General features: G+C 32.8%; 9 protein-coding genes. 7 read left to right on the top strand and 2 right to left on the bottom strand.

Features of this window, described 5'->3' with window-relative positions; genetic code table 11:
* Positions 1-29: 29 nt before the first annotated feature.
* Both capA and capB read left to right on the top strand, forming a co-directional pair.
* Positions 30-1067, top strand: coding sequence for a cysteate synthase (capA, locus tag AC1EUY_RS01845; protein WP_480193889.1), 1038 nt, complete (start codon positions 30-32; stop codon positions 1065-1067).
* A gap of 132 nt (positions 1068-1199) precedes the next feature.
* On the top strand, positions 1200-2447 hold the full coding sequence (gene capB / locus AC1EUY_RS01840; protein WP_480193795.1) for a cysteate-C-fatty acyltransferase: 1248 nt from the start codon (positions 1200-1202) through the stop codon (positions 2445-2447).
* Between the two features lie 49 nt (positions 2448-2496).
* On the opposite strand, the gene tsaD is transcribed toward capB, so the two are convergent.
* Positions 2497-3528, bottom strand: a complete 1032-nt coding sequence (gene tsaD / locus AC1EUY_RS01835; protein ID WP_480193794.1) for a tRNA (adenosine(37)-N6)-threonylcarbamoyltransferase complex transferase subunit TsaD — start codon at positions 3526-3528, stop codon at positions 2497-2499.
* A 167-nt stretch (positions 3529-3695) separates the two neighbouring features.
* Here tsaD and AC1EUY_RS01830 point away from each other — a divergent pair, with 167 nt between their 5' ends.
* The 5 genes from AC1EUY_RS01830 (at position 3696) to AC1EUY_RS01810 (ending at position 11767) form a co-directional block, all read left to right on the top strand.
* Complete coding sequence (locus AC1EUY_RS01830; protein WP_480193793.1) at positions 3696-8123, top strand: translocation/assembly module TamB domain-containing protein; 4428 nt, start codon at positions 3696-3698, stop codon at positions 8121-8123.
* Positions 8124-8218: 95 nt separating this feature from the next.
* Positions 8219-9205: a 6-phosphofructokinase gene (pfkA, locus tag AC1EUY_RS01825; protein ID WP_480193792.1), complete on the top strand. Its 987-nt coding sequence runs from the start codon at positions 8219-8221 to the stop codon at positions 9203-9205.
* Positions 9206-9215: 10 nt separating this feature from the next.
* Positions 9216-10211, top strand: coding sequence for a type I glyceraldehyde-3-phosphate dehydrogenase (gene gap, locus AC1EUY_RS01820; RefSeq protein ID WP_480193791.1), 996 nt, complete (start codon positions 9216-9218; stop codon positions 10209-10211).
* Between the two features lie 53 nt (positions 10212-10264).
* Positions 10265-10885: a LysE family translocator gene (locus AC1EUY_RS01815; protein ID WP_480193790.1), complete on the top strand. Its 621-nt coding sequence runs from the start codon at positions 10265-10267 to the stop codon at positions 10883-10885.
* 21 nt (positions 10886-10906) lie between these two features.
* Complete coding sequence (locus tag AC1EUY_RS01810; protein ID WP_480193789.1) at positions 10907-11767, top strand: hydroxymethylglutaryl-CoA lyase; 861 nt, start codon at positions 10907-10909, stop codon at positions 11765-11767.
* A 1-nt stretch (position 11768) separates the two neighbouring features.
* On the opposite strand, the gene AC1EUY_RS01805 is transcribed toward AC1EUY_RS01810, so the two are convergent.
* Positions 11769-12500, bottom strand: a complete 732-nt coding sequence (locus tag AC1EUY_RS01805; RefSeq protein ID WP_480193788.1) for an SIMPL domain-containing protein — start codon at positions 12498-12500, stop codon at positions 11769-11771.
* Between the last annotated feature and the right edge of the window lie 33 nt (positions 12501-12533).

Raw genomic sequence — 12533 nt, 5'->3', positions numbered from 1 at the left:
TATTTTAATAACAATCGATTACAACTATGATGAAGCAAAATTTAGGTGTAAACCAAAATGTGTTAGAACTAATAGGGAGTACTCCGATGATCAGATTAAATAAGATCACCGAAAATATTGAAGGAGAGTTCTATGCTAAGTTTGAAGGTTTCAATCCAGGTCATTCTTCTAAAGATAGAATAGCATTACATATTATAGAGCAAGCTGAAAAAAAAGGAATTCTTAAAAAAGGAGCTACTATTATTGAAACTACTTCTGGTAATACAGGATTTAGTATTGCAATGGTAAGTATTATTAAAGGATATGAATGTATCTTAGCGGTGAGTTCAAAATCGTCTGGAGATAAAATAGATATGCTTAAGGCTATGGGAGCTAAAGTATATGTATGTCCTGCACATGTAAAGGCAGATGATCCACGTTCTTATTATAATGTTGCTAAAAAATTACACGCTGAAATTGCTGATTCGGTATATATCAATCAATATTTTAATGAATTAAATATTGATGCGCATTACAATACAACAGGCCCAGAAATTTGGGAGCAAACAAATGGTGAAATTACGCACTTGGTAGCGGCTAGTGGTACCGGAGGTACCATTTCTGGAGTAGCCAAGTTTTTAAAAGAACAAAACCCAAATATTAAAATTATTGGAGTTGATGCGTATGGATCGGTATTACAAAAGTTTCATGAGACAGGAGAATTAGATCCTAAAGAAATTTATCCATATAGAATCGAAGGATTGGGTAAAAACTTAATTCCTGCAGCTACTGATTTTGAAAGTATTGATAAATTTGAGAAAGTAACCGATGAGAATAGTGCACACAGAGCACGCGAGATAGCTTTAACAGAAGGTATTTTTTCAGGTTATACAAGTGGAGCAGCAATGCAAGCCGTAATGCAACTAGCAGAGAAAGGTCAGTTTGATACTCAGAGTAAAGTCGTGGTCATTTTCCCAGATCATGGTTCACGTTATATGGCAAAAGTATATAGTGATAAATGGATGCAAGATCAAGGCTTTTTCGATTCTCAAAAACACGTTCAAGAAGAAATTCAGTATATAAAATAATACACATTTACGATGTGATTTTAAGAGCTGTTTTCGTTGAAAACAGCTCTTTTTTTGTTGAAAAAAACCAATAATACGCTTTGTTTACCCTTAAAAAAGTAGTTAATTTGCACCCACCTTAAAGTCAGTGAGATGAAGGATTTATTTGAAAGAATTGTACAAGATAAGGGCCCTTTAGGGAAATGGGCAAAACAAGCTGAAGGTTACTATGTATTTCCAAAGTTAGAAGGACCTATTTCTAATAGGATGATTTTCAACGGTAAGAAAGTAATTACTTGGAGCATAAATGACTATTTAGGCTTAGCTAACCATCCAGAAATACTAAAAGTAGATGGCGCTGCTGCTTCAGAACACGGTATGGCATATCCTATGGGAGCCAGAATGATGTCTGGTCATACAAAATATCACGAACAATTAGAAAGAGAATGTGCTGAATTTGTTGGTAAAGAAGCTGCGTATTTGGTGAATTTTGGATATCAGGGTATGGTGTCTGCTATCGATGCATTAGTTTCTAAAAATGATGTCATTGTGTATGATATGGATACGCATGCATGCATTATAGACGGTGTTCGTTTGCATGCTGGTAAACGTTTTGTCTATAAGCATAATGATGTAGAAAGTTTAGAAAAAAACTTGCAGCGAGCTGTTAAAATGGCAACCGATAACAATGGGGGAATTTTAGTGATTTCTGAGGGTGTTTTTGGTATGCGAGGTGAGCAAGGTAAATTAAAGGAGATTGCAGAACTGAAGAAAAAATACAATTTTAGACTGTTAGTAGATGACGCTCATGGTTTTGGTACCTTAGGAGAAGGTGGTAGAGGTACGGGTTATGAACAAGGTGTACAAGATGATATAGATGTATATTTTGCAACATTTGCAAAATCTATGGCAGGTATAGGTGCCTTTTTTGCGGGTGATAAAGATATTATACAGTATTTACAATATAATATGCGTTCACAAATGTTTGCGAAATCACTACCTATGCCAATGGTGAAAGGCGCATTAAAGCGTTTAGATATGTTGCGTACTATGCCTGAGCTAAAAGAGAAACTTTGGGAAAACACCAATGCTTTACAAAACGGATTGCGTCAAGCAGGTTTTGATTTAGGTACCACACAAACATGTATTACACCTGTTTTCTTAAAAGGTGACATCCCAGAAGCGATGGCTATGGTTCATGATCTTCGTGAAAACCATGGAGTTTTCTGTTCTATTGTAGTCTATCCTGTGATTCCGAAAGGATTGATCATTTTACGATTAATACCTACGGCTACACATACACTTGAAGATGTTAAAGAAACGATTGAAGCTTTTTCTGCAATAAGATCTAAATTAGAAGGTGGCATCTATAAAAGAATTGCAGCTGCCATGCAGGCTTAATATATAAAAGAATAGCTATTCAAAAACGCTACTTTTTGGTAGCGTTTTTTTATTCAGTAACTTTTAATCGTGCTTTTGCAGAAATGTTTAGATCGTCAAAGGTGCCTTCTAAGTATTTATAATACCCAGCAATACCAATCATGGCAGCATTATCGGTAGTATATTCAAATTTAGGTATAAAAGTTTTCCAACCATATTTTTTTTCGGTTGCTAGCAAAGCGGCTCTTATACCAGAATTTGCAGAAACACCACCCGCAATAGCAATATTTTTAATTTCTGTAGATTTTACAGCCTTCTTGAGTTTTTTCATCAGAATTGTAACAATCGTATATTGAATAGAGGCGCATATATCATGAAGGTTTTCTTTGACAAAATTTGGATGTTCTTTTTCATTCTTTTGAATAAAATACAGAATCGAAGTTTTTAATCCGCTAAAGCTAAAATCTAACTCGTTTTTTGTTTTCGGATTTGGAAATTCAAATGCTTTCGGATTTCCTAATTGTGCATATTTATCTATTAACGGACCACCAGGATAACTAAGACCTAGTATCTTTGCTGACTTGTCAAAAGCTTCTCCTACGGCATCATCTATAGTTTCGCCTAAAATTTCCATATCGAAATAATTAGAAATTTTGATCAGCTGTGTATGTCCTCCGCTAATGGTAAGGCATATAAAAGGAAAATTAGGTTTCTTTTGAACTTGATCATCAATAAAATGAGCCAAAATATGCGCTTGCATATGATTTATCGCTAGTAACGGAATCTTTAAAGCCATGGCCATAGATTTTGCAAAAGAGGTGCCTACTAAAAGAGAACCTAACAAACCAGGCCCTTTTGTGAATGCTATCGCATGTAAATTTTTCTTATCGACATTGGCTTTTTTTAAGGCTTGGTGAACTACAGGTACTATGCTCTGCTGATGTGCTCTCGAAGCTAATTCGGGCACAACACCTCCATATTGCGCATGAATCTCTTGATTCGCAATTATATTGGCTAATACTTTGTCATTCTCTAAAACGGCAACACTTGTATCATCACAAGAAGATTCAATCGCAAGTATATATGTTGAATTTTTGTTCATTAACTTTTAAAAAAGGCACAAAAATTGTGCTATAAAATTGTTTACTTTTAAGTTCGCAAATTTATAACAAATAACCTATCAAAAGATTTTTAAAAATAACAAAGCGGTTCCTTGTAGGATTTATCCTTTTAGTGTTGTTGCTTGTTTTTTTACTAAGTCTTCCTTCAGTGCAAACGTTTTTAGGAAAACGTGTTACTTCCTACCTTAATGAAGCCTATAATACGAACATGGTCATTGATAAAGTAGATTTTTCATTTGTTGGTAATGTAAATCTTAAGGGTATTGAAATAAAAGACCACAAAAAAGATTCTCTTATATATGTTAAAAGTTTAGTGACTTCTGTTTTTAGTTATCAAAATATTCTTGATAATAAGCTTGAACTTGGTGATGTAGAAATTGAAGGACTTATTCTTACTATGATAACTCATGAAGGAGAAGACAGCGACAATCTTTCAATTTTTGCAGAGAGTTTTGACAATGGTAAAGGTTCAAGTGAAATACCATTCTTAATGACTTCTTCTTTATTGAATCTTGATAATGTGAATTTTATACTTTATGATAAGAATAAGCAACAACAACCTATAGTCTTTTATAAAGGTATTAATGGCAAAGTAGAAGATTTTAAAGTAGAAGGTCCCAATGTATATGCAGCTATTAGAGATTTAGCATTTATAGAAGACCATGGTATAGAAGTAACAAGTTTATCTACAGATTTTACCTATACAAAACAACAGATGAACTTTAAAAATACGGTCTTAAATACAGATAAATCTTCGATTAGTGGTGATGTAGTGTTCAATTACAATAGGGAAGATTTAGCTGATTTTACTAATAAGGTGCAAATAGATGCTGATTTTAAAAATTCGTCTGTTTCATTAGTCGATGTAAATAAGTTTTATAACGAATTTGGTGAAAATGTAAAGGTTGATTTTAAAACTAAGTTCAAAGGTGTTCTTAATGATTTTGTGCTTACTGATTTTTATTTGGTTTCGAATCGCAATTCTATTATCGATGGTGAATTACATTTTAAAAATGCGATAAATAAAGAAAAAGGATTTTCTCTTGATGCAAGAATCTATGAATTGACTTCAAACTATTATAATTTAAAAAGATTATTGCCAAATATCTTAGGTAAAGCGTTGCCTACAACATTCGATACGTTCGGACAATTTTCTGTAGCGGGTAATTCTTTCATTACACAGCAAGAAGTAGATGCACAAGTTACTATTAAAAGTGCTTTAGGAAGAACTATATCTGATTTAAACTTGACTAATATTGATGATATTGATAATGCAAAATATAAGGGAAGTATTGAGTTCATTGATTTGAATTTAGGCAAAATTGTAAATGACTCTTTAATAGGAAATGTGTCACTTATTGCAGATGTTGACGGCAAAGGGTTTACCTTAGAAAATTTAAATACAACAATAAAGGGTGATGTTTCGAAACATCAGTATAAAGGATATACTTATGACAATATACATGTAAATGGTGTTTTTCAGAATCAAAAATTTAATGGTCAATTAAAAGCCGATGATGAAAATCTTAAAATGGATTTCACCGGATTGGCAGATTTATCTGGGAATGATTATAAACTCGATTTTAAAGCGAATGTTTTATATTCAGATTTTAATAAATTAAATCTGTTTAAAAGAGATGAAAAAGCAATATTAAAAGGTGATATTGATGTAAAATTAGTGGGTAGTACATTAGACAATATTGTTGGAGAAGCTCGCTTTAAAAATGCTTCTTATACGAATCAAAATGACGATTATTTTTTTAAAGATTTCAATATTACCTCAAAGTTTCAAGATAGTACTAGAGTTTTAACTTTCAATTCATCAGACATCGTAGAAGGTACGATGAAGGGTAGATTTCGATTTAAAGAATTAAAAATGCTGGCAACCAATTCTTTAGGGAGTATTTATACTAACTATGTTCCTAATAAAGTTACCTCTGGGCAGTTTTTAAATTTCAATTTTAAGATTTACAATAAAATTGTAGGTGTATTTTTCCCTAAAGTAAACCTAGGTTCAAATACCACCATTAGAGGTGAAATCAATTCAGATCAAAATAAGTTCGAGCTTTTGGTAAAATCGCCAAAAGTAGAAGCTTATGAAAATGTTGTTGAAAAAATAAGACTTCAGATCGATAATAGAAATCCGCTATATAATACACTACTAAGTCTCGATAAAATAGATACTAAGTATTATGATATAGAAAATTTAAATCTAGTGAACGTTACCCTAAATGATACCCTGTTTTTCAGAACAGAATTTTTTGGTGGTAAACGGAATAATGAAAAATTTGATTTGAGTTTTTTTCATACCATCAATGAAAACAATAAATCGGTAATTGGGCTTAAAAAATCTAATATTAAGTTTAAAGAGAACGAGTGGGTGATAAACCCAACAGACAATAATCAAAATAAGGTAGTCATTGCCGATAATTTTAAAACCTTTGCTTTTGATCGGGTAAATGCTACATCGGGATTACAAAAAATTGATTTTGCGGGAGTTATTAGCGATGGTGGTAATAAGAACCTAAGTGCTAATATAGAGAATGTTCAATTAGAAGGTATAACACCTTACATTGATAACTTAGACTTACAAGGTTTGGTCAATGGTACGCTCAGTTTTAAGCAAACTAACGGAGACTATTTACCTACAGCAGATCTTAAGATAGACAAGTTGTTTATAAATGATGTTGAACAAGGCAACTTAGCTATTAATGCCTCAGGCTATAATTCTTTAGATAAGTTTGTTGTAACTGCTTCACTTCAAAATAGAAATATAAAAAGTATAGATATCAAGGGAGAAATTGATTTAGAGCCGCAACAGCCTACAATTTTCGGTAATTTTGAATTAAAGAAGTATGATTTAGTTGCGTATAATCCGTTAGGTGAAGGTGTACTTGATAATCTACGAGGTACTGTTTCTGGCACTGGTGTAGTAACAGGGCTTCTTAAGAATCCTGATATTAACGGTAATTTATATTTAGAAAACGGTGGCTTAGCTTTTCCATATTTAAACGTTGATTATGATTTTATAGGTAGTTCTAAAATTGAACTAACAAATCAAACATTCAATTTTGTTTCTACGACACTTGTCGATGTAGTACATGATACCGAAGGCAAACTTACAGGAAAAATAACTCATAACAGTTTTAATGATTGGTACCTCGACCTTAAGGTAGAAACTGATAATTTATTGGTTTTAAATACAAAAGAAAGCGAAGAAATCCCTTATTATGGTACTGGGTTTTTAGGAAAAAATGATGCAACTGGTGAAATTGCTACCGCCACGATTAAAGGTTATACCGATAGGTTGAATATCGATATAACGGGAACTACAAAACCAGGTACAGAATTTATTATTCCATTAAGTGATGTAAGTACGATTGGAGACACGCAACTCATCACTTTCGTTAGCAATATGAATAAAGGGGAAGATAAAAATGTGGTTGAAGAAGTAGTATTCGACGAAATAAAAGGCCTTTCACTAAACTTTGATTTAGAAGTAAATACGGATGCCAGAGCTGAAATTGTGGTAGATAAAAATACAGGGAGTGTATTAAGTGGTAGAGGAGATGGATTCTTAAATATTGCCATCAATACGAATGGTAGATTTGATATTTTTGGTACCTATGTAGTTAACGAAGGTATTTATGAATTTAGAAATATTGTTAATAAAGATTTTACAGTACAACCTGGAGGCTCTGTAATCTGGACAGGTAATCCATTTGATGCCTACTTAAACAATATCACTGCAGTGTATAGAACAAGAGGTAATCCGGGTATTTTATTAGATAATAATTCAGCTCGAGAAATAGATGTTGATCTTATCGCAAAAATATCGGGTCAATTATTAAATTCTAATATTGAGTTTGATTTAGAAATTCCAAATTCTAGTGCGGCTCTTAATTCTGAGTTACAATTTAAATTGAGCGATCAAGACAAAAAAATGAGTCAGTTTTTCTCATTATTGGCATTTGGGGATTTTACCAATATTGATGATAGTAACTTTTCTGTTGATATAAATGCTACCGGAGGTACTATAGTTTCAGAGAAAATATCGAATGTAATTTCTAATCTTTTAAAGAGTAAGGGTGATAAGTTTAATATTGGTGTATCCTATGATTTAGGCACAAGAAACAATTTAAATAGTAATTTAAATACTGATGACCAATTAGGTTTTACAGCAAGTACACGATTAGGTAAAAATATTATCATAAATGGTAAAGTGGGTGTGCCTGTTGGCGGAAATACACAGTCTAGAATTGTAGGTGAAGTAGAAATAGAAACACCCTTAAATAAAGAAGGAACTTTTAGAGCTAAAGCATATAATAGACAAAATGAGGTTCAGTTTGCTGTGGCGAACGAAGAAGGATACACGCAAGGTATTGGTTTGTCTTATCAAGTAGATTTTGATAACGGTAAAGAACTAAAAGAAAAGATTTTTGGTAAAAAGGAAAAGAAGAAAAAAAAGGTTAAAAAAGTTATTGATAGCACCAAACTAAAAAATAAACTTATAGAATTTTCTACGATTAAAAAAGATACACTCAAATCAAAGAAAAAAAGTAAAAAGCCTAATTGATTTACCAGATTACGTCGATAACGTTTTCGTACAAAATACTTCATTTTATAAGCAATTAAAATTATAAGTTTTAATTTTACAAGACTAATTAAACCATGAGTAAAGTAATCAAAAGAATAGGGTTAATCACCTCAGGGGGTGACGCTCCAGGCATGAATGCTGCTATACGAGCTGTTGTTCGTGCTTGTTCCTACTACAAAGTTGAATGCTTCGGATTTTACAGAGGCTATCAGGGTATTATCGAAAATGATTATATCGCACTAAATGCAAGAAGTGTAAAAAACATTATTAGTAAAGGTGGTACCATCCTTAAGTCTGCTAGATCTGAAGATTTTAGAACCAAAGAAGGGCGAAAAAAAGCACATGAAAATCTCAAGAAAAATGAGATTGACGGTTTAATTTTAATAGGTGGTGATGGTACTTTTACAGGAGGTGTAGTTTTTGGTAAAGAACATGACATCCCTTTTGTAGGAATTCCAGGTACCATAGATAATGATATTTCAGGTACTCAATTTACGATAGGTTATGATACTGCATTAAATACAGTAGTTGAGGTTATTGATAAAATACGTGATACTGCAAGCTCACACAATCGCTTGTTTTTTATTGAAGTAATGGGGCGTGATGCTGGATTTATTGCACTAAATGCAGGTGTAGGAGCTGGGGCAGAAGAGATATTGATTCCCGAAGAAAATTTAGGATTAGATAGGTTGCTCGAGTCTTTAAAGAAAAGTAAAAGAAGCGGTAAAACCTCGAGTATCGTTGTTGTTTCAGAAGGAGATAAAATTGGTAAAAATGTATTTGAATTAGCCGAATATGTGAAAGAGAATTTACCAGATTACGAAGCACGTGTTTCTGTTTTAGGCCATATGCAAAGAGGCGGTTCACCTAGTTGTTTTGATAGAGTATTAGCAAGTAGATTAGGAGTCAAAGCGGTAGAAGAGCTATTAGATGGCAGATCAGACATTATGGTAGGTTTAGTCAATAATAAAGTAATTACGACAAGTATAGAAGAAGCTATTAAAAGTGAGCATAACATCAATAGAGAATTATTAAGAATATCAGATATATTATCTGTATAATAAAAAGAATATGATAAAAATTGGAATTAATGGGTTTGGTCGTATCGGCAGAATAGCGTTTAGATCGGCAATTAAAAGAGGTAACATACAAATAGTAGCTATTAACGATTTGTTAGAGGCAGATTATTTAGCATATTTATTAAAGTATGACTCTGTACATGGGCAGTTTGATGGAGATATAATTGTAAAAGACGGAAAGTTAGTAGTAAACGGAAATGAGATTCGTGTAACTTCAGAGCGCAACCCAGAAGATATTAAATGGGATGCAGTTGGTGCAGACTATGTAATCGAATCGACAGGTATTTTCACTACATTAGAAAAAGCACAATTGCATATAAATGGAGGCGCTAAGAAAGTATTTATCTCTGCACCTTCTAAAGATGCACCTATGTTTGTAATGGGAGTGAATCATAAAGAAATGAAAGCTATAGATACAATTGTCTCTAATGCTTCTTGTACTACAAATTGTTTAGCACCTGTAGCTAAAGTATTGCATGATAATTTTGGTATTGCATCTGGTTTAATGACGACAGTACATGCTTCTACGGCTACACAAAAAACGGTAGATTCTCCATCAACTAAGAACTGGAGATTGGGTAGATCTGCTATTGGTAACATTATTCCTTCTACTACTGGAGCGGCGAAAGCTGTTGGCAAAGTAATACCAGAATTAAATGGAAAACTTACCGGAATGGCTTTTAGAGTACCAACAATGGATGTTTCTGTAGTTGATCTAACGGTGAACTTAGAAAAATCTACTTCGTATGAAGAGATTTGTAAGGTGATGAAAAAAAACTCAGAAGGAGCTTTAAAAGGTATTTTAGGCTATACAGATGAGGCAGTCGTATCTCAAGATTTTGTGGGAGAACCAAGAACTTCTGTTTTTGATAGTAATGCAGGTATTGGCTTGACAGATAAGTTTGTAAAGATTGTTTCATGGTACGACAATGAATATGGCTATTCAACTAAAATTGTTGACCTGTTATTGCATGGAGCTTCTCTATAAGAAGTAAAAAATATGTACATTTAAATCCTGACTATGAGTCAGGATTTTTTTTTATGGATTATACAATACTCTTGTCTTTTATAGGTGCCACCGCTGCCTTATCAATTTCACCAGGACCCGATAATATTTTTGTGCTGATTCAAAGTATAGTCAATGGTGTAAAATATGGGTTGGCGACTGTTTTGGGTTTAATGTCTGGATGTTTAGTACACACAACATTGGTTGCATTTGGCGTATCAGTAATTATAAAAGAAAACCCTAAACTCTTTTTTGCAATTAAGGTTTTTGGCGCTACTTATGTATTATTTTTAGCATATAAGGTATATACCTCAAGTTCTGAAATTACCTTAACGGAAAGTGCGGTCGAGAAAAAGAGTTTTTTAATGTTATTTAAGCAAGGTTTTTTAATGAATGTGTTAAATCCTAAAGTGTCTATATTTTTTCTTGCTTTCTTCCCAGGTTTCTTATTTAGTGATACGCTAAATACGGTTACCCAATTTTATGTGCTTGGCTTTTTATTTATTTTAACTTCATTCACTATATTTTCTTCAATTGTTTTATTAGCAGGAAGTATTTCGAATAGTATAAAAAGTAATTCAAAAATAGGTTTGTATTTAAAATGGATGCAAATAATGGTATTTGTAGCAATTGCCATTTTTATTTTAGTAACTTAAAAAGTACTATTTTTATCAGCAATGACAGACCAAGTAAAAATCATTGAATGTCCTCGCGATGCGATGCAAGGTATAAAAGAGTATCATATACCTGCAGCTACAAAAGCTAATTACATAAATTCATTACTTAAAGTTGGTTTTGACACCATAGACTTTGGTAGTTTCGTATCACCCAAAGCGATTCCGCAAATGAAGGATACAGCTGAGGTTTTAGGACAATTAGACCTATCGAATACAGAGAGCAAATTACTGGCAATTGTCGCCAATATTAGGGGTGCTAATGATGCGATACAGTTTGACGAAATTGACTATTTGGGATATCCTTTTTCTATTTCAGAGAACTTTCAAATGCGAAATACAAGTAAGACCATAGCGCAGTCTGTTGAAGTCTTAGATAGCATACTGAATTTAGCAACAAAATCGAGCAAAGAAGTTGTGGCATATCTTTCGATGGGTTTTGGCAATCCTTATGGTGATCCATGGAATGTAGATATTGTTGCAGATTGGACTGAAAAACTTTCTAAAATGGGCGTTCGTATTCTTTCGTTATCAGATACCATTGGTAGTTCTACACCCGATATTATAACCTATTTATTTTCGAACTTAATCCCAAAATATCCAGAAATAGAATTCGGTGCGCATTTACATACTACGCCAACACTATGGCACGAAAAAGTTGACGCTGCCTATACTTCAGGATGCAGACGTTTTGATGGTGCCATCAAAGGTTTTGGAGGTTGCCCAATGGCAAAAGATGAATTAACAGGAAATATGCCTACAGAGCATTTAGTAGCTTATTTTAATGAAAAGAAAGTGAATATAGGTGTAGATCAAGATACTTTTAAGGTATCGTATAATAAATCAACAGAAGTTTTCCATTAATTTATTTCACCTTATAATTCAATTTCATAGTAATAGAGGCTGTCTTCTTTTTTGCTGAGGTATTAAATGTACCTCCCCAAGAGTAATTTTCATTTGAATTTTGACCCGTAATTTGAAAGATACCCATTTTTGCATCTATAAGATCTCCTAAAGTCGAACCCGAATTTTCTGCAATTTTTTCTGCGCGTACCCGAGCATCTTCAGTAGCTTTAGAGATCATTTCAATCTTTAAATCGGCTAATTTGGTATAATAATAGCGAGGCGGTTGTGAATAAAATTGAACTCCTTTATTTAATAATTCGGTAATCTCTCGCGAAATTTTTTCAACCAGCGCTACATTTGTTGACTCAATTTTAATAGATTGAGATAACTGATATCCTATAAATTTATCTCCCATATAACGACCTGTTTCAGAATAATTCTGTTCTTTCTTTTCTGATGTAGTTACTGCTTTAAAAACAATCTCATTTGTATTTACACCTTTGTCATTTAGGTAATTCGTAATGATCTTTTTATCATTTTCTAAACTAGCATATGCTTGTTGGAGGTTTGAGTTAAGCGTTGAATAGCTTCCTTCCCAAACGATCAGATCACTTGTAAAATCTGCTTTACCTAAACCAGTAACTGTAATAGTACCATCTTTACTATTTCTATTTTTAAAAGCATTTCCTAATAGAGCAGCTGCTATCACGATGGCCAATCCAAAAATGATGGCATAAACATTATTTTTCATTGAATTTGATTTTGTTCTACTAAGTTATTAATT

The sequence above is a fragment of the Maritimimonas sp. 2210JD6-3 genome (genome assembly GCF_056591795.1).
This window is presented reverse-complemented; position numbering and strand designations above follow the sequence as displayed.

What these genes read in the sequence shown, in the direction of transcription:
- capA (WP_480193889.1), top strand. Translation starts at nt 30, where the DNA reads ATGAAGCAAAATTTAGGTGTAAACCAAAATGTGTTAGAACTAATAGGG.
- capB (WP_480193795.1), top strand. Translation starts at nt 1,200, where the DNA reads ATGAAGGATTTATTTGAAAGAATTGTACAAGATAAGGGCCCTTTAGGG.
- tsaD (WP_480193794.1), bottom strand. Translation starts at nt 3,528, where the DNA reads ATGAACAAAAATTCAACATATATACTTGCGATTGAATCTTCTTGTGAT.
- pfkA (WP_480193792.1), top strand. Translation starts at nt 8,219, where the DNA reads ATGAGTAAAGTAATCAAAAGAATAGGGTTAATCACCTCAGGGGGTGAC.
- gap (WP_480193791.1), top strand. Translation starts at nt 9,216, where the DNA reads ATGATAAAAATTGGAATTAATGGGTTTGGTCGTATCGGCAGAATAGCG.
- AC1EUY_RS01815 (WP_480193790.1), top strand. Translation starts at nt 10,265, where the DNA reads ATGGATTATACAATACTCTTGTCTTTTATAGGTGCCACCGCTGCCTTA.
- AC1EUY_RS01810 (WP_480193789.1), top strand. Translation starts at nt 10,907, where the DNA reads ATGACAGACCAAGTAAAAATCATTGAATGTCCTCGCGATGCGATGCAA.
- AC1EUY_RS01805 (WP_480193788.1), bottom strand. Translation starts at nt 12,500, where the DNA reads ATGAAAAATAATGTTTATGCCATCATTTTTGGATTGGCCATCGTGATA.